A 17,643-nucleotide genomic window follows, 5' to 3' on the forward strand; every position below is an offset into this window, starting at 1 on the left:
CCTGCGTCGGTTCACCGTGCGGCTGGTTCCGCGATTGCGGCGTCTGCCGCAGCGGCGGCCGTGGCGTAGGCGTCACGGATCGTGGCCACGGTGGAGGCGACGACCTCGGCGACGGGCTGTTCTGACTTCTCATCGGCCAGACGGTTGCGGACTTCGACGACTCCGTCGGCCAGGCCACGACCGACGACGATCACGGTCGGGATGCCGATGAGTTCGGCATCGGCGAACTTGAAGCCGGGTGAGACCTTGAGGCGGTCGTCGAGGAGAACGGTCACGCCTTCCGACTCGAATTCGGCCGTCAGCTTCTCGGCGACCGCGGCGATGTCCTCACCCTTGCCTGCGGCGATGATGTGAACATCGGCTGGGGCCAGGTGCTGGGGCCAGAGGAGACCGGATTCGCTGTGGTATTCCTCCGCGATGCAGGCCATGACACGGGTGACGCCGAGGCCGTAGGAGCCCATGGTCACGGTCGTGGCCTTGCCGTTCTGGTCAAGGACCTTGAGATCGAGGGACTCCGCGTACTTGCGGCCGAGCTTGAAGATCTGACCGATCTCGACACCACGGGCCAGCTCGAGCGGGCCCGAACCGTCGGGTGCGGGGTCGCCGAGTTCCACCTCGGCGGCTTCGATGGTGCCATCAGCGGTGAAGTCACGTCCGGCGACGAGGTCGAAGACGTGCCGGCCGGGTTCGTTGGCGCCGGTGATCCACCGGGTGCCCTCGACGACACGTGGGTCGAGGAGGAAGCGGAGCTTCGAGGTGCCTTCGAGGCCGAGAACCTGGTTGTCGAGGTCCAAGCCCGGTCCGATGTAGCCCTTGACGAGCTCCGGGTGAGCGACGAGGTCTTCGGCTGTGGCGGCTTCGAGGTCGACTTCACCATTGCCGAGCATTCCGGTGCCGGCGGCGCGGTCGAGGTCGACGTCACGGTCACCGGGCAGGCCGATGACGATGATCTCGCGGGTGCCGTCGGGGTGGGTGACAGCGCAGACGACGTTCTTGAGCGTATCGGCGGCGGTCCAGGCGCGGTCCTCGCGGGGGTGGTCTGCGTTCGCGGCGGCGACGAGGGACTCGATGGTGGGTGTGTCAGGGGTGTCCTCGACGTGAGCTGCAGGTGAGTTCTCGAACGGGATCGCCTCGGGCACGATCGAGGTCACGGCCTCGACGTTGGCGGCGTACCCTCCGGGTGATCGCACGAAGGTGTCCTCACCGACCTCGGAGGGGTAGATGAATTCCTCGGTGCCCGATCCGCCCATGGCTCCGGGGGTGGCCTTGACCGGCAGGCAGGGCACACCGAGTCGGGCGAAGGCCCGCAGGTAGGCGACGCGCATCGCTTCGTAGGAGGCGTCGAGTCCGGCATCGTCGATATCGAAGGAGTAGGCGTCCTTCATGATGAACTCGCGTCCGCGCAGCAGGCCTGCGCGGGGCCTGGCCTCGTCACGGTATTTGGTCTGGACCTGGTAGATCGAGAGCGGGAGATCCTTGTAGGAGGAGTAGAGGTCCTTGACGAGGAGGGTGAAGACCTCCTCGTGGGTGGGAGCGAGGATGTAGTCGTTGTCCCTGCGGTCCTTGAGGTGGAACAGATCGGGCCCGAAGGCCTCCCAGCGTCCGGACTTTCGGTACGGATCTGCAGCCAGCAGTCCAGGGAAATGGACTTCCTGTGATCCGGCTGTGGCCATCTCCTCGCGCACGATGGCTTCGATCTTGCCCAGGACCTTCAGTCCCAGCGGCAGCCATGTGTAGATCCCCGGGGCCGATCGGCGGATGTATCCCGCACGGTGCAGAAGTTTGTGGCTGGCGACCTCAGCTCCGACCGGGTCCTCCTTCTGGGTTCGCACAAACAGGGACGACATGCGCAGGGCCATGGGTGATACTCCTCAACTTGTCAAGACTCAGATCGAACACTATCGCACGCGAGTATCCGCACGGCAATTATGAGGCAAAACCGATCAGACCGGCGACGCAGAACAGTCATCTGGCAGGTCCGAATCTGCCGTCATCCGACCATGGATCCGCCCAGCTGTGGGCCTGGATTCGTCAGGTGGTGGAAGCGAATTAGACTGGTGGGCACACACGTCCACCAGGGCCTGAGCGATTCAGGCCGATTCGCTGTCCGACCGACTCGCTGACCGATACGAAGAGCATGCCTGATTCCACTCAACTGACGCAGTTCCCGCGGCCCTCGGTCGCGGTCGACACCGCGGTCCTCTGCCCCGTCCCCCGACGTGGCCTGCACGTGCTCCTCACTCATTCCGGCGACGGCGCGTGGCAGCTGCCGGGGTCGATCCTTCGCCCCCAGGAGCGACTCGCCGAGGCGGTTGCCCGGTGCCTGCGCGAAAAGGCGCGGCTCATCGACCGCGCCCCAGTTCAGCTCCACGTCTTCGACCAGCCCGATCGTGACGATCGGGGGTGGGTGATCTCGGTGGCCCACCTCGACGTACTGTCGACGAGAGATGTGGGATTCGGAGACGCAAGCTCCCCGGAGACCGAGCCCGACCCGCAGGACGCACGCCGGCGCAAACTCGCACCCGTGCATTCGGTCCGTGAGCTCAGCGCCGAACATCAGGAGATCGTCCGAGTTGCGGTCCACCGCCTGCGTTCGCTGCATGAGCGCACGCCGGACCCGTTCGGGCTGCTGCCAGAGGAGTTCTCGCTGCGGCAGCTGCGTGAGTTGCATGAGATCGTCTCGGGAGAGGACCTGCAGGCAGACACCTTCCGCCGCACGATGCTGCCGCTGCTGGCACCCACCGGGCAGGCTGTGTCCCAGGGGCGCGGCCGCCCCGCCCAGACGTTCACCCGCCGCACCGAGATCGCCCTGCGTCGCGATGTAGACATCGTGGGTCCGAGCACCGGCGCTGAGAATGACGGACGCTGACGGTGGTGCTCATACGCAGCGGAGGCTGTCTGTGGTGGACACTGTGGTAGTGCACACTGAGGTAGTGGAGGCTGACTGTGGAGATTGACCGCTCACCCGGCAAGCACGTTCGCGTGGACGTGTGGCTGTGGACGACAAGGATGTTCAAGACCCGAAACCTGGCTACTCAGGCCTGCCGAGGCGGTCACGTCCAAGTCGAGGGTCAGCGTGTCAAGGCGGCGCAGAAGGTCTCCATCGGACAGGAGGTGCGCGTACGCAAGGCCAGCACCGAGTTCATCTGGAAGATCACCGGCTTCGTGCCCACTCGTCCGCAGTCATCGATCGCCGTGCAGTGCTATGAGGATCTCACCCCGCCGCCGGATCCTGCTCTGCGCGGATTCGTCCCCCGCAGAGACAAGGGCTTGGGTCGGCCGACGAAGAAGGACCGCCGGGAGATGGAGAAGTTCCTGGGCGACATGGCCAAGCCTCGGAACCGAGATCGCCGAGACACCTGAAGCCGTCGCTAAGACCCCTGCCGTCGCGGCGGCTACTGCGGTGACTGCGGTGACTGCGGTGACTGCGGCCGGTCAGTACATGATCGTGGCGAAGGTGCCGACCTGCTCGAAGCCGACCCGTGTGTACATGCGCAGGGCCACCTCGTTGTAGTCATTGGCGTAGAGGCTCACGGTGGGGTGTCCGGCCGCCCTGGTCTGCGCCACGACTGCCGCCATTCCGGCAGCGCCCAGGCCCTGCTGACGCACGTCGGGATGGACCCAGACGCCCTGCACCTGAACGATGCGCGGCGCTCGGATGCCGATGTCTGCTTTGAACAGCACCTGCTCGGCCTGGTCCGTCGCCGGCCAGCGGCGCACCGGACCACCTTGGGGCAGTGTGTCCGAGATGCGAGCGAAGCAGTTCTTGCCCCTGATGATGTTGCGGACACGAGCCAGATAGCTTGACTGGCCGCCTTCGATCGGAGAGAAGCCCACCTCGTTGGTGAACATGTCGACACTGGCTGAGAACACCGCTGGCAGCTGTTCCACCGTGACCAGATGTACTGCCTCGTCGGGTTCGATCAAGGGGTCGGAGCTGATCGCCAGCAGCGGCTGCCGGTCACGGACGCCGCGGGGGCGTCCCCAGTTCAGGCGGCTGTGCAGATCGAGGATGATCTCACGGGAACCGATGAGGGAGCAGGAGTAGCGCCCATCGGCATTGAGCTTCTGCGCCAGGGCCTGATTCGTTCCCGGGGTCGCAGCCACGGGAATGATGTTGCCGCCCACCCAGTAGGCTGCCACCGGCTGGTCGCCGTCGAAGACACCCAGCAGGGAACCGGCGGGTGAGCCCATCTGCGCTGTCCCCGTGACTTCGAGCAGCGCGATGAGGTAGACGTTCTCACACGGGTTGAGCGCGAGCAGACTCTTCAGCCAACCGGTGTGCTGATGTCCCAGACGAGTGACTCTCAGCACGGGAGAGCCTCCTTGTTCTGATCCTCACACACCGGGCAGCTTTTCGGACAGGTCGGGTATCAGCCGACGACGACGTCGGGAGACCCGGACGGGGCGTCGGACTCAGCTGCGATGCGATTGGCCTCTTCGATGAGAGTCTCGACGATCAGGGCCTCTGGCACGGTCTTGATGACCTCACCCTTGACGAAGATCTGACCCTTGCCGTTGCCGCTGGCCACACCGAGGTCGGCTTCGCGCGCTTCACCGGGACCGTTGACCACGCAGCCCATGACAGCGACTCGCAGCGGAACTTCCATGCCTTCGAGGCCAGCTGTGACCTCGTCCGCGAGGGTGTAGACGTCGACCTGGGCGCGTCCACAGGACGGGCACGAGACGATTTCGAGTTTGCGAGGTTTGAGGTTGAGGCTCTCCAGGATCTGATTGCCGACCTTGATCTCCTCCACTGGTGGTGCGGAGAGCGAGACGCGGATCGTGTCGCCGATGCCCTGCGACAGCAGTGAGCCGAAGGCGGTGGCGGATTTGATCGTGCCCTGAAAGGCAGGACCGGCCTCGGTCACACCCAGGTGCAGGGGCCAGTCACCGCGCTCCGCGAGCATCTCGTATGCCCGAACCATGACCACAGGGTCGTTGTGCTTGACGGAGATCTTGAAGTCGTGGAAGTCGTGCTCTTCGAACAGCGATGCCTCCCACACGGCGGACTCGACGAGCGCCTCCGGAGTGGCCTTGCCGTACTTCTCCATGATCCGCTTGTCCAAGGATCCGGCGTTGACACCGATCCGGATCGAGGTTCCGGCGTCACTTGCCGCCTTCGCGATCTCCTTGACCTGGTCGTCGAATTTGCGGATGTTGCCGGGGTTGACGCGCACAGCAGCACAGCCGGCGTCGATCGCGGCGTAGACGTACTTCGGCTGGAAGTGGATGTCGGCGATGACCGGAATCTGCGACTTCTGCGCGATCGCCGGCAGTGCCGCAGCATCATCGGGTGACGGGCAGGCCACACGCACGATGTCACACCCCGAGGCGGTGAGCTCGGCGATCTGCTGCAGGGTGGCGTTGATGTCTGTGGTCTGAGTCGTCGTCATCGACTGGACGCTGATAGGGAAATCGGAACCGACGCCGACCTTTCCGACCTGGATCTGTCTCGTCTTCCGTCGCGGCGAGAGCACGGGAGGTGGTGGAGCAGGCATTCCGAGGTTGACCGATGTCACGAAGACAATCCCTTCATTCTCACTGGTGACCAGACTGATCGTTCGAGTCATTCATATTGTAGGACTTCAAACCGTGTCCGGGCTCCTCGACCACGGTGTGATCTCTCACCACAGCACCATTTCGCAGGTATTGTGAAGGAAACTTGCCAACCGATCAGAAGATCCGAGCAGAGGAGATGTCTGTGAGCCGAGGAGCCTCCGTGCCGTTCACCCACCCCGATGTCCAGGCCATCGTCGGTCGCCTCGAGACTGCAGCCGATGCCCTCGCCAAGCAGGGCGGAACACTCGCCTGGGGTGTCTTTCGCCGAGGCGAGACCGGGATGGCTGCCAATGGCGACGTTCCGTACCGGATCGCGTCGATGACGAAGTCGTTCACGGCCGCCGCGGTCGGTCTCCTCGCCGCCGATGGTCTGGATCTTGACAGCCCATTGGACCGGATCATCCCCGAACTCGAAGGCACATCGATTGCCGACCGCACCTGCCGTCAGGCGCTGACGATGGGCACCGGGTTCACGAAGGACGACCCTTGGGCCGATCGGGTGGAAGCGATGACGCGCACCGAACTCATCGACTACATCAAGCGCGGAGCCATCCCCATCGCTCCAGCCGACACCGGATACGAGTACTCCAACCTCGGCTACGCACTCCTCGGGCTCGTCACGGAGTCCGTGACCGGGAAGTCGTTCATCGAATTCGTCACCGCCGAGGTGCTGCATCCAATCGGTCTCAGGCGCACCGGTTTCGACGTCGCCGATTTCCCAGACCTGATGTCAGGCATCCGCATCGACCGCAACGGCGAGGGCCACCCGGCCGAGCTCACCGGCCCTGGCGTCTTCTCCCCCATCGGCGGAATCATCTCCACAGTCAACGACATCGGCACGTGGATGAGTGCCCATATGGACGCCCTGGACGACCTCGACGCCTACGCGACGGGAGCACTGCCGCGGATACTGACGGACAACCAGCAGTCGCATCGGCTCGTCGAAGTGCAGAGAAGCGAGCACCATACCGAGTCGGTGAACTACGGCTTCGGCCTGCAGCCCCGTCTCGATTCCCGTTTCGGTCGCGTCGTCTGCCATTCCGGCGGCTACCCCGGGTACGGCTCGCACATGCGCTGGTTCCCGGACCTGGGCCTGAGCATCGTCGTATTCGGCAATACGACGTACTACCCGGCCGAAAGCACCGTCAGAGACGCCGTCGACGCCGGCTGGGCCGCGGCCACGGGCGATCCCGATCTGCGGCTGACACGCACAACCACCTCGGTGCCGGCACCTCACCACCCAGTCGCACCCGAACAGTCCGCGACCGTGCTGCGGGCAGCGAACCTGGTCATCGACTTCGAGGAGAGCGTCGTCGACGAACTCTTCACCGTCAACATGGACCTCGATGAGCCCCGTGCCGAACGCCGTGCACGATTCGACGCATGGAGAGACGAGCTGCAGCTGACGCAGCCCTTCACACCTGACGATGTCACTATGACGACCCCGCTGAAGGGGACCGTGACGGTTCCTGACGCGCAGATCGGTGGCGAATCCGACTCGGCGAACACGACGGCGACGATCACGGTGAGCTTGGACCACCTCGGCGAGGTGCAGACGATCTCGCTGAGCAGCTGAGGGCGCCTATCCGGGGTCTGCCTATCCTGAGTTGAAGATCGCGTCGAGGGTGACGGGTTTGACGAGGTCGACGTAGACGAGCAGCGCCGTCATGCACAGCATCAGACCGATGACGACGTAGGTCAGAGGCAGCAGCCGGGCCGTGTCGAAGGGGCCGGTCTTGCCGCGCCCGCGGATCTTGTTGATCTGCCGGCGGGCGCCCTCGTAGAGGCCCACTGCGATGTGTCCGCCGTCGAGCGGCAGCAGCGGGATCATGTTGAAGGCGAAGAGGAAGATGTTGAGTGATCCCAACATGCCCAGCCCCACCTGGGCCTTGTCGACGATCTGGAGCTGGTCCGTCGACACGATCTCGCCGGCAATCCGACCGACTCCGACCATCCCGACCAGCCCCTCGGCGTCACGTTCCTTCGAACCGGTGGCCACCTCGGCGATGTCGACGAGCTTGACCGGCAGGGTCACGATGGCGTGGAAGACGCCGCTGACCTGATCCCAGACTGCACCGGGGAACTCGTTCAGCGGCAGCCCCTGACGCTCTTGGACGGGACCCACGCCGAAGAATCCTTCGGTCACGGTCTGTGGTGTGCCGTCGGCGTTCAACACGGGCTGTCCGCTGTCATCGACGCGGGCCTGCTCATGGGCGATGATCGGGACGTTGACGTTCTGAGTGTGACCATCGCGGGTGAACTCCACGTCGACCCGCTGGCCGGCATGGTCCTTGATGACGCTGGAGAGTTCGTCCCAGCTGTCGGTGGAGACACCGGCGACGGAGGTGATGTCATCGCCTGGTTTGATTCCGGCTTCCCACGCGGGGGTGAGCGGATCATCGTCCTGACAGGTCTTCTTCTGATCCGCAGGACGCTCCGCTGCTTCAGAGGCGGGAACCGCGCATTCGACGACGGTCTGCACCGTGGTCGTCGGGGTCATGATCCCGATGCCGATGAGTGAGATCGCCATGATGATGATCCCGAGTACGAGGTTGACCAGGGGGCCTGCGAACATCACGACGAGCCGTTTGGGCACGTTCAGGGCGTAGAAGGTCCGGTGCTCCTCTCCCGGTTCGATCTCCTGGTTCGAGAAATCCCGGGCATCGGCCATCGTGTTCTCGAACAGGCGTCCGCGCCGCTGCCTGCGCGGGTGGCTGGGAACATCGGTGGCGAGGTCGGTGTTGGCGGTTCCTTCAGCCGCGCCATCGCCGAGGTGGTCATCGCCGAACGCGGCATCAGCGTGTTCGGCAGAGGCGTCCGAGGTCGAGTCGGCCCTGCGCGTCGTCGCCTTGAGCGGGGGGTACATTCCCGGCATGGCGATGAATCCACCCAGAGGAAGTGCCTTGATGCCATACTCCGTCTCGCCGCGGCGGAAGGAGAATACCGTCGGGCCGAAGCCGACCATGTAGTGGGTGACCTTGACTCCGAACTTCTTCGCCGGTGTCAGGTGGCCGAGCTCATGGAGTCCGATCGAGATCGAGATCCCGATCAGGAACAGGACGATGCCGATGATGTAGAGGACGACTGTCATATCAGGAGCCGCCGAGAGTCTTGCTCTGTGCGGTTGCGGTCTGGGCGACCAGGTCCTGCCGGGCGAACTCGCGAGCCCAGGCGTCGGCGGCGAGAACGGTCTCGACCGTGTGCTCGGCCGCGGGTTCGTGGGCCTGCAGCGCCCGGTCGATTCCCTGGTCGATTCCGGTGAATGGGATCTCACCGCCGATGAAGGCCTCGACGAGGACCTCGTTGGCGGCATTGAACACCGCGGGGAAGCTCTTGCGCTTCCGTCCTGCTTCAACGGCCAGGCCCAGCGCCGGGAAGGCGATGTGGTTGACGGGTTCGAAGGACCAGTGCATCGGCTGCCCCCAGTTGTTGGCCACCGCCCCGGATGCCAACCGCCGAGTCTGACCGTCACTTTGAGTGCCGAGGGCATAGGCGATGGGCAGGCGCATGTCCGGCGGGGAGATCTGCGCAATCGTCGAGGCGTCGCTGAACTCGACCATCGAGTGGATCTGGGACTGCGGGTGGACGACGACTTCGATGTGGTCGAAGTCGATGTCGAAGAGCAGATGGGCCTCGATGACTTCAAGGCCTTTGTTGACCAGGGTCGCGGAGTTGATGGTGATCATCGATCCCATCGACCAAGTGGGGTGTTTGAGTGCCTGAGCCGGGGTGACACGGCGCAGCGCATCGCGGGTCATGCCGCGGAAAGGGCCGCCGGAGGCTGTGATGACAAGCTTGCTGACCTCGCCGTGGGTGCCCGAGCGCAGGGCCTGGGCGATCGCGGAGTGCTCACTGTCGACGGGGATCAGGGCGGCTCCGGTGCGGGCCGCAGCATCGAGGACGATCGAGCCGCCGATGATGAGGGACTCTTTGTTCGCAAGCGCCACGTCGGTGCCGCGGTCGAGGGCGGCCAGGGTCGCACCGAGTCCGGCGGCTCCGGTCACAGCGTTGAGGACGATGTCGGCAGCTGCCCCGGCGACCACCTCGGCGGCATCGGAGCCCACGTGGATCTCACTGACGGGATCGCTGATCCCGCGTTCACCTGCGGCCTGCTCCAGACGCCGCCGGATCTCGCTCGAGCCACCCTCAGGTGGGCTGGTGAGACCGATGACGGGGACCGAGAAATCGAGAGCTTGGACGACCAGCGCATCGAGTTGGGTTCCGGCAGCGAGGCCGATGACTTCGAAGTCCGCTGCGTTCTCTGTCAGGACATCGAGGGCCTGGGTGCCGACCGAACCGGTCGAGCCGACTACAATGATTCTACGTTTGCTCACGCCTACCGATCATGCCAAAGTTCTCTGGGAAATGACTCGACATCGGCGTCATCGGCGACGTGAGATATGCAATGCGAATCAATGGCGAGAGAGGTTTTTATGAGTGCAACGCTGAGCCCCGACGACATTCTGGGATTGGATTCGGTCTTCGAGGACGATGACCTCGAGTTCGCGTCGATCGTGAAGAAGTGGCTTGATGAGAACGTTCGCGACAAGATCGGCGACTACTTCCTCGATGCCACGATTCCTGCCCGAGAGCTTGCTGAGGGACTCGGAGAACTCGGCCTCCTCGGCATGCACCTCGATGGCTACGGCTGCGGCGGATCCACCGCCACCCAGTACGGTCTGGCCTGCCGCGAGCTCGAAGCCGTGGACTCGGGTTTGCGCTCGCTCGTATCAGTCCAGGGATCACTGGCGATGTTCGCCATCCACCACTTCGGCTCCGAGGCGCAGAAGGAAGAATGGCTGCCGAAGATGGCAGCAGGCAAGGCCATCGGCTGCTTCGGTCTGACCGAACCGGATGTCGGCTCCGACCCCTCGGGCATGAAGACGACCGCGAAGAAGGACGGGTCCGATTGGATCCTCAACGGCGCGAAGATGTGGATCACGAACTCCCCCGTCTCCGATGTCATGGTCGTCTGGGCCAAGACCGAGGAAACCGATTCCAAAGGCAAGCCCGTTGTCCGAGGATTCGTCGTCCCCAGCAACACCGAGGGTGTCCAGACGCCAGAGATCCACCGCAAGATCTCACTGCGTGCCTCGATCACCGGCGAGATCGTCCTCGACAACGTGCGCCTGCCCGAAGACGCCATTCTGCCCAAGGCCAAGGGCTTGAAAGGTCCGCTGTCGTGCCTGTCCGAGGCCCGCTACGGAATCGTCTTCGGCGTCACCGGCGCTGCCCGCGACGCCCTGCAGTCTGCGCTGGAATACACCGGGACACGCATCCAGTTCGACCGTCCGCTGTCTTCGTTCCAGATCAGCCAGCAGAAGCTCGCGAAGGCCTTCGGCCAGTACTCGCAGATCACCCTGCTCGCCGCTCATCTGGGCAAGCTCAAGGACTCGGAGAAGGGCGTGCGTCCCGAGCAGATCAGCCTCGGCAAGATGGTCAACGTCGACACCGCGATGAACGTGTGCCGCGACCTGCGCGCGCTCTTCGGCGGTTCGGGCATCACCAGCGAATACCCACCGCTGCGCCATGCCGTCAACCTCGAGACCGTGCTCACCTATGAGGGCACCCACGAGGTCCATCAGCTCACGTTGGGCCGCAGCCTCACCGGAATCAACGCCTTCGCAAACTGACGCTCACGCGCCGAACGCTGCAGTTGCGCTTACTCTGAGCGCCGAACAGCAACCGCTTGTCGAAAGTGTGTACGTAGAGCACAAGTGCAGTACGTACACACTTTTGGCAAGCGGTTGTCGTCGTCGCGCGGGCACAACCGTCGGGCGTCAGGTGCAGCTGCCGGGTGCTTGGCACAACAATCAGGCGTCAGCTGACGTCGTGTGGCGTGCTGGCGCGAGTCTCCTCAGCTCGAGCACCGTGGTCTGCTCGTCCTCGCCGAGGATGCAACTGGCGCTGAATTCCCGGGCCTCTCCGAAACCAGCGGCCGTGTGCCGCTGTTCGCGGCCGAGTTCGATGAGCAGCACTCCTCCCGGGGCCAACCACTCGCCTGAGTCCCGGATGAGGCTGCGCACAAGATCCAAACCGTCAGCTCCCCCGAACAGCGCTGTCGGTGCCTCGTGCTCGATCGCCTCTCTGGGGAGGAACTCCGCGGCAGCGTCGGGAACGTAGGGCGGGACTGCGGAGATGACGTCGAAGCTGCCCAGCAGAGACTGCGGCAGACCCGACAGACATGTGAGTCGGTGGCAGTTGACACTTGCTCCGACGTTCCTCCGTGCACACTCAAGCGCCGTTTCGTCATGATCGCCGAGGTGGATCTGCGTGTCCGGGAGCGCCCGGGACACCGTAGTGGCCACCGGCCCGACCCCACAGAAGGCTTCGAGGAACCGTGCCCCAGCCCCGGCTGCCTCCACCGCGCGCATCGTCGCCCCCGCCAGCAGCGCAGTCCTCTGCCGGGGCACGAACACGCCGGGTGCCACGTGCAGTCGCTGCCCCGCGAATTCGACCCATCCGACGATCTGCTCGAGAGGTTCGCCGGCAACTCGGCGGGCGATCAGCTCAGCCAGGAGGCTATTGCTCCTCTCAGCTGCGAGGCCTGACGATCTCGCCACGTGCGCAGAGGACATCGCAGCATCGATGAGGATGCGGGCTTCGTCCTCGGCGAAGACGCACCCTGCCGCGCGCAGTCGGGCCACCACCGTGGGCTGATCCAACTGCGCAGATTCGTCTGGAGCGGAGGAGTCAGGCCTCAGCGAGGATCTCCCGCGACAGCCACTCGAGGCTTGATCGTGCGTCGAGGGATGTCTCATCGGTGTGGATGAGAGCCTGGTCCGGAGTCAATGCGACCACTTCTGTCGGTTCGACTCGTGAGTCTCTCATTGCCTGGTCGAGGTTCGCTGTCTCCCCCGCGATCGCGATTCCCACGCCTTCGAAGCGTGAGCGGATGGCCTTGACCGAGGCCCGTCCCGATTCGACGGGTGGTGCTTCGATCGCGTAGACGAACACCGATGTGCTCTCGTCAGCGGCGGGTTCCGAGCGCACATCTACGCTCAGTCCGATTCGGACGGCACCGAGGATGCTCAGTGCCCGTGAGATCGGCGGCACATCCTCGGCGATGAGGATCCGTTCGCCTTCGCCGCCGGTGATCCCCATTGCACGGAGGACTCCGGCGAACTTCGCGCTCCGGTCGAGCACCTCGGCGCGGTCGAGCTCATCGGGTTTCGACAGTGCTTTGATCAGCCGCGGATCGGTGACCTCGCGGCCATCGACCATCGGTCGCTCCGGAGTCGGACCGGTCAGGACGATCTCATCGGCACCGCCCATGACGATCGGGTAGTCGAGCAGCTCGAACACAGGGTTGAGTGTGCCCGAGGACGTGTCGCTAGGCTGTTCGAAGTAGTGGAAATCAGTCAACGGAGGCCATCACTTCGACGACGCGGTCGATGAAGGCATCGACTTGATCCTCGTCGTAGGCCTTGTTGCCCTTGGCAGTCTTGAACAGAACACGGCGAACCTGGTCGACGCTCATCGCGACACCCTGCGTGAAGTAGGCGTTGACCTTCTCGCACATATCATCGACCTGTTCGATGTCGTAGCCGATGACGCCGGGTGCCGGATTGTCGAAATGCTCACCGGGTTCGCGGACCAGGCGGCCCCGCAGCGACGAGGCCACACGTGTAAGTTCGGATACCCAGGCATCTTGGCCCGACTGTGCGATGAGGCGGTCACGTGCCTGTTTGGCGAAGGCATCTTCGAGTCGGTCGAGTGCGGCATCGACGACGGCGACGTGGTATCCCTTGCGCACCAGATCGAAGCCGACGGTGCGCACCGCCCGGGAGTCGAGGTCGCCGGGCTGCGGGGTGGGACGTTCGAAGGATTCACGCGCACGTTTGAAGAAGCTGTCGACCTGTTTCGGGTCGTAGCCGTTCTTCCATCCGGACATTCGGGGGAAAGTCGTGTCCGCCATGTTGCCTCCAGAAGCGAATCGCCGTAATGGTCATTTCCACCATGATAAATGGCGGACGCGGAAAATGCGTGTTCGCAGCTTCTCAGTCGGCGGCAGCGAGCTGTCCGCAGGCTCCGTCGATGTCCGATCCGCGGGTATCACGGATGGTCGTCGGGATCCCCTGGTCGATGAGTCTGCGCACGAATTCGTCTGCCACCTCCGGCTCCGACGCGGTCCACACGGAGCCGGGAGTCGGGTTGAGCGGGATCGGATTGACGTGGACCCAACCGCGACCGCGAGCGTTGAGCTTCTTCGCCAGCAGCTCTGCACGCCAGGGGTGATCGTTCATGTCCTTGATGAGCGCGTATTCGATGCTCACCCGACGTCCCGTCACCTGGTAGTAGTTGTACGCGGCGTCGATGGCCTCATCGGCCTTCCACCGCGTGTTGACCGGGATCATCTCGTCGCGCAGCTCGTCATCGGGTGCGTGGAGGCTGAGGGCGAAGGTGACGGGGATGTCCTCGGCCGCGAGCTTGTTGATGCCCGGGACCAGACCGACGGTGGAGATGGTGATCCGGCGGGCCGACATTCCCAATCCCTGCGGTGCGGGTTCGACGAACCGGCGCACCGCGTTCATCACTCGCTTGTAGTTGGCCAGTGGCTCGCCCATTCCCATGAACACGATGTTGGAGACCCGTTCGGGTCCCGTCGCCGAGGTGGTCGTGCCCGATGCATCGACCGTGGCCTCAGAGGTCTCGCCCTGGTCCTCATCGGATTCGGCACCGAGTGCTGTCTCCCCCTCCGCCGGCATGTCGCCTGAGGGTGCCGGTGCGAGTTCGCCGGCGGCGATGACCTGGTTGGCGCGGATGACCTGCTCGACGATCTCGGCCGCGGACATATTGCGCGTGAGTCCCTGCTGCCCTGTCGCGCAGAAGGGACAGTTCATGCCGCAGCCGCACTGGCTGGAGACGCACAGGGTGACGCGATTGCGGTAGCGCATCAGCACCGACTCGACGAGCGCGCCGTCGTAGAGGCGCCACAGGAATTTGATCGTGTCGCCGTTCTCGGTTCGCAGACGACGAACCTCGGTCAGGAGGTGGGGAAAGAACCGTTCCTGCAGGTCCGCCCGCAGGTCCTTGGGCAGGTCCGTCATGGACTCGACGTCGGTCTGGTAATGAGAGAAGTAGTGGGTCGAGATCTGCTTCGCGCGGAAGGCGGGCAGTCCCATCTCCTTGACCGCGTCGATGCGTTCGTCCATCGTCATGTCGGCCAGATGCTGCTTCGGCTGACTGGCTCGCGGAGATTTGAAATTGAGCAGCGGACGGCCATCACGCGTCGGTGTCTTCGATGTCGTGCCGTCTGCGTGTTCGACGACGGGCCGGGTCTGCCTGTTACCTGCTTGAGAACTCACACGTCCATTGTCTCATGAGAGCAATTCTCGTGGGGTGTGTGCGCCGCCACGGCGGATGAGCGGGCGCCATCAGCAACTAAGGGGCGCCAGTACGCCTCGGTGCGAGTCGGTGCGAGTCTGACCGAGACGGATCAGAGATAGCCGGGCAGAACCGAGAACATCACCAGAGCAACAGGGGCGGTGGGCAGGATCGAATCGAGTCGATCCATGACACCGCCGTGTCCTGGCAGCAGAGTTCCCATGTCCTTGAGGTCGAGATCGCGTTTGATCATCGATTCGCTGAAGTCGCCGAGCGTGGCGAAGGCTGGGATGACGACGCCGAAGACCAGTCCGGTCCAGAACGGCGCATCGAAGAGGGTCACAGCCAGGGTGGTCGCGACTGCTGCGGCGAAGACCACCGAGCCGATGTAGCCCTCCCAGGACTTCTTCGGGGAGATCCTCGGGGCGATCGGATGTTTGCCCCAGAGGACGCCGAAGACGTAGCCGCCGGTGTCCGAGGCCACCACGCTGGCGAGGAACAGTATCACGTAGAGATTGCCGTCGGGTTGGGTCAGCAGATACACGACGAAGCAGGCCATGAGTCCGACATAGGTCAGCGCGAACAGGGACAGCGAAACATCCTTGACCGCGTTCTTGCGTCGCTCGACCATGGTGAAGAGCATGACCGCGCCGGCGCTGGCGGCGAAGGTCACCCACAGCGCCTCGCGGCCGCCGACGAAGGTCGCGAGCACCATGCAGGCGGCTGAGACCATGGTCGGTATCCGCGACACGAGTGATCCAGAACGCGACAGCGCGTTGGCCAGCTCCCACATCGCGGCGACGATGGCGATGAGGATGATGAAGAGGAAGGAGATCGGGAAGACGATGAGGGAGACCAGGACGACTCCGCCGATGAGCAGCCCGATGCCGATCGCAGCCGGCAGGTTCCGTCCGGCCTTGCCGTAGTCCTTCTCTGCCACCTCGGGGATGTCCTGCCCGGTCTCCGCGGCCGGGTTGGTCTCCGGATCGTCCGGTGAGTAGTCCTTGCCGGAGTTGCGCAGGTCTCTGCGCTTCGGGAACGGGGTGTCAGGCCCTGACGTATGCGGAACCGGATCCGGCTCCCCGAGGGGAGCCGGATCTGGTGCTGGATTGTCTGGCCCAGTCAACGAAATCATCAGACCTCGAGGAGCTCAGCTTCCTTCTGGGAGAGAAGCTTGTCGACACTGTCGACCTTGCTCTTCGTCAGATCGTCGAGTTCGGAGATTCCGCGTGCGACTTCGTCTTCACCGGCGTCTCCGTCCTTCTTGATGCGCTCCAGTGTTTCCTTGGCGTGCCGACGGATGTTGCGAATCGACACTTTGCCGTCTTCGGCCTTGCCCTTGACGATCTTCACGTATTCCTTGCGGCGTTCCTCGGTGAGTTCCGGAAGCACCACACGGATGACGTTGCCGTCGTTGGCGGGGTTGGCGCCGATGTCCGAGTTGCGCAGTGCAGTCTCAATGTCACCCAGCGCTCCACGGTCGTAAGGAGTCACGAGGATCGTGCGGGCTTCCGGGGTCTGGAATGAGGCCAGCTGCTGCAGCGGCGTCGGCGCACCGTAGTATTCGATCTCGATGGAAGCGAACAGCGCGGGATTGGCGCGGCCGGTGCGGATGGACGAGAAGTCCTCCTGCGTGAATTCCACGGCCTTGTCCATCTTCTCTCTGGCCTCTGCCAGTGTTTCTTCAATCACGACTCACTCTTTCCGTCGATGGGAGCTTTGGGTTCATTCTATGGGTCATAGCTCACGAATGCCGCACTCGATTGGTCCAGGGAGAGTCCTGGATTTCGTCTGAGGAGGTGTTTCGAGGCGATGAGTGCCCAGGGCATTGCGCCCTGGGGCTTTATTTGACTACGGTGCCGATCTTGTCGCCGACAATTGCCTTGCGCAGATTGCCTTCGCCTTCCATGCCGAAGACGTGCATCGGCAGCTTGTTGTCCATGCACAGGGAGAATGCTGTTGCGTCAACGACTTTGAGGCCCTTCTGCAGCGCCTCCTGGTAGGTGATCTCGCTGATCTTCTCTGCGGTGGGGTCGATGTTCGGGTCGGCGGTATAGACGCCGTCGACGCCGTTCTTGGCGATGAGGACTTCGTCGGCGTGGATCTCCAGCGCACGCTGCGCGGCAACGGTGTCGGTGGAGAAGTACGGCAGTCCGGCTCCGGCGCCGAAGATGACGACTCTGTTCTTCTCCATGTGGCGCATGGCCCGGCGCGGAATGTAGGATTCGGCGACCTGGGACATGGGGATCGCGGTCTGAACCCGGGTATCGACGCCTGTCTGTTCGAGGAAGTCCTGCAGTGCCAGACAGTTCATCACGGTGCCGAGCATGCCCATGTAGTCGGCGCGCGTGCGGTCCATGCCCCGCTGGGACAGCTCTGCTCCGCGGAAGAAGTTTCCGCCGCCGACGACGATGCTGACCTCCACCTCGTCGACGGTGGGGGCGACTTCTCTGGCGACAGCGGCGACGACATCGGGGTCGACTCCGATCTTGCCTCCGCCGAACACCTCACCCGAGAGTTTGAGGAGCACACGGCGGCGATGAGTGCGGACTGGTCTGCTGGCGTAGCTGGATTCGTGAACCGGGGTGGATGTCATTTAGTCCTTCTTCCGTCTGGGCAGGTAAGAGCCCGGATGAGTCGTCGGTGTCAGTGTAGCGAAAACGGGGCCGGACCGAATGGTCCGACCCCGTCAGCCGCTTATGAGTTCACTCTCAAGCGAGACGACTGCTGCGCGGGTCGGAAAACGACTCGCTC

At 63.9% G+C, this 17,643-nt stretch carries 16 protein-coding genes; 4 read left to right on the forward strand and 12 right to left on the reverse strand.

Annotation, left to right across the window (positions count from 1 at the left end):
* Nucleotides 1-11 precede the first annotated feature (11 nt).
* Nucleotides 12-1,859 carry a proline--tRNA ligase gene (locus JTF07_RS00715; protein WP_204232449.1) on the reverse strand — a complete coding sequence of 616 codons (1,848 nt, stop codon included), beginning with the start codon at nucleotides 1,857-1,859 and terminating at the stop codon, nucleotides 12-14.
* A 278-nt stretch (nucleotides 1,860-2,137) separates the two neighbouring features.
* Between JTF07_RS00715 and JTF07_RS00720 the strand changes: the two genes are divergently transcribed.
* Both JTF07_RS00720 and JTF07_RS00725 read left to right on the forward strand, forming a co-directional pair.
* Nucleotides 2,138-2,869: an NUDIX hydrolase gene (locus tag JTF07_RS00720; protein ID WP_204232450.1), complete on the forward strand. Its 732-nt coding sequence runs from the start codon at nucleotides 2,138-2,140 to the stop codon at nucleotides 2,867-2,869.
* A gap of 77 nt (nucleotides 2,870-2,946) precedes the next feature.
* The gene (locus tag JTF07_RS00725; RefSeq protein ID WP_204232451.1) at nucleotides 2,947-3,363 is read left to right on the forward strand and encodes an RNA-binding S4 domain-containing protein; all 417 of its coding nucleotides are present in this window, start codon (nucleotides 2,947-2,949) and stop codon (nucleotides 3,361-3,363) included.
* Nucleotides 3,364-3,435: 72 nt separating this feature from the next.
* Here the strand turns inward: JTF07_RS00725 and JTF07_RS00730 are convergent, their stop codons facing one another.
* Nucleotides 3,436-4,314: a GNAT family N-acetyltransferase gene (locus tag JTF07_RS00730; protein ID WP_204232452.1), complete on the reverse strand. Its 879-nt coding sequence runs from the start codon at nucleotides 4,312-4,314 to the stop codon at nucleotides 3,436-3,438.
* Nucleotides 4,315-4,373: 59 nt separating this feature from the next.
* Nucleotides 4,374-5,522 (reverse strand): flavodoxin-dependent (E)-4-hydroxy-3-methylbut-2-enyl-diphosphate synthase, encoded by a 1,149-nt coding sequence (gene ispG / locus JTF07_RS00735; RefSeq protein WP_204233538.1) that lies wholly within the window; start codon nucleotides 5,520-5,522, stop codon nucleotides 4,374-4,376.
* A 143-nt stretch (nucleotides 5,523-5,665) separates the two neighbouring features.
* Here ispG and JTF07_RS00740 point away from each other — a divergent pair, with 143 nt between their 5' ends.
* Nucleotides 5,666-7,138 (forward strand): serine hydrolase domain-containing protein, encoded by a 1,473-nt coding sequence (locus tag JTF07_RS00740; protein ID WP_204232453.1) that lies wholly within the window; start codon nucleotides 5,666-5,668, stop codon nucleotides 7,136-7,138.
* A 21-nt stretch (nucleotides 7,139-7,159) separates the two neighbouring features.
* Here JTF07_RS00740 and JTF07_RS00745 read toward each other — a convergent pair whose 3' ends face one another.
* Together JTF07_RS00745 and dxr are read right to left on the reverse strand one after the other, a co-directional pair.
* Nucleotides 7,160-8,653, reverse strand: a complete 1,494-nt coding sequence (locus JTF07_RS00745; protein ID WP_204232454.1) for a M50 family metallopeptidase — start codon at nucleotides 8,651-8,653, stop codon at nucleotides 7,160-7,162.
* 1 nt (nucleotide 8,654) lies between these two features.
* A complete protein-coding gene (gene dxr, locus JTF07_RS00750; protein ID WP_204232455.1) occupies nucleotides 8,655-9,896 on the reverse strand; it encodes a 1-deoxy-D-xylulose-5-phosphate reductoisomerase in 1,242 nt (413 codons plus the stop codon).
* A 99-nt stretch (nucleotides 9,897-9,995) separates the two neighbouring features.
* On the opposite strand from dxr, the gene JTF07_RS00755 reads away from it, so the two are divergent.
* The gene (locus tag JTF07_RS00755; RefSeq protein ID WP_204232456.1) at nucleotides 9,996-11,195 is read left to right on the forward strand and encodes an acyl-CoA dehydrogenase family protein; all 1,200 of its coding nucleotides are present in this window, start codon (nucleotides 9,996-9,998) and stop codon (nucleotides 11,193-11,195) included.
* Between the two features lie 180 nt (nucleotides 11,196-11,375).
* Here JTF07_RS00755 and JTF07_RS00760 read toward each other — a convergent pair whose 3' ends face one another.
* The 7 genes from JTF07_RS00760 to pyrH all read right to left on the reverse strand — a co-directional run bounded on the left by JTF07_RS00760 (nucleotide 11,376) and on the right by pyrH (nucleotide 17,485).
* Nucleotides 11,376-12,227 carry a N5-glutamine methyltransferase family protein gene (locus JTF07_RS00760; protein ID WP_204232457.1) on the reverse strand — a complete coding sequence of 284 codons (852 nt, stop codon included), beginning with the start codon at nucleotides 12,225-12,227 and terminating at the stop codon, nucleotides 11,376-11,378.
* A 28-nt stretch (nucleotides 12,228-12,255) separates the two neighbouring features.
* A complete protein-coding gene (locus JTF07_RS00765; protein ID WP_204232458.1) occupies nucleotides 12,256-12,927 on the reverse strand; it encodes a hypothetical protein in 672 nt (223 codons plus the stop codon).
* Nucleotides 12,920-13,480, reverse strand: coding sequence for a DivIVA domain-containing protein (locus tag JTF07_RS00770; RefSeq protein WP_143922508.1), 561 nt, complete (start codon nucleotides 13,478-13,480; stop codon nucleotides 12,920-12,922). Before JTF07_RS00770 ends, JTF07_RS00765 begins: the two co-directional genes overlap by 8 nt.
* Before the next feature lie 82 nt (nucleotides 13,481-13,562).
* The gene (gene rlmN, locus JTF07_RS00775) at nucleotides 13,563-14,870 is read right to left on the reverse strand and encodes a 23S rRNA (adenine(2503)-C(2))-methyltransferase RlmN (RefSeq protein ID WP_143922507.1); all 1,308 of its coding nucleotides are present in this window, start codon (nucleotides 14,868-14,870) and stop codon (nucleotides 13,563-13,565) included.
* Between the two features lie 131 nt (nucleotides 14,871-15,001).
* Nucleotides 15,002-16,024, reverse strand: coding sequence for a phosphatidate cytidylyltransferase (locus JTF07_RS00780; RefSeq protein ID WP_204232459.1), 1,023 nt, complete (start codon nucleotides 16,022-16,024; stop codon nucleotides 15,002-15,004).
* Entirely contained in the window at nucleotides 16,024-16,581 is a 558-nt protein-coding gene (frr, locus tag JTF07_RS00785; RefSeq protein WP_143922505.1) for a ribosome recycling factor, read from the reverse strand. The genes JTF07_RS00780 and frr overlap by 1 nt, the downstream gene beginning before the upstream one ends.
* 151 nt (nucleotides 16,582-16,732) lie before the next feature.
* Nucleotides 16,733-17,485, reverse strand: coding sequence for a UMP kinase (gene pyrH / locus JTF07_RS00790; RefSeq protein ID WP_143922504.1), 753 nt, complete (start codon nucleotides 17,483-17,485; stop codon nucleotides 16,733-16,735).
* Between the last annotated feature and the right edge of the window lie 158 nt (nucleotides 17,486-17,643).

This window comes from Brevibacterium sp. RIT 803 (assembly GCF_016892625.1).
GTDB lineage: Bacteria > Actinomycetota > Actinomycetes > Actinomycetales > Brevibacteriaceae > Brevibacterium.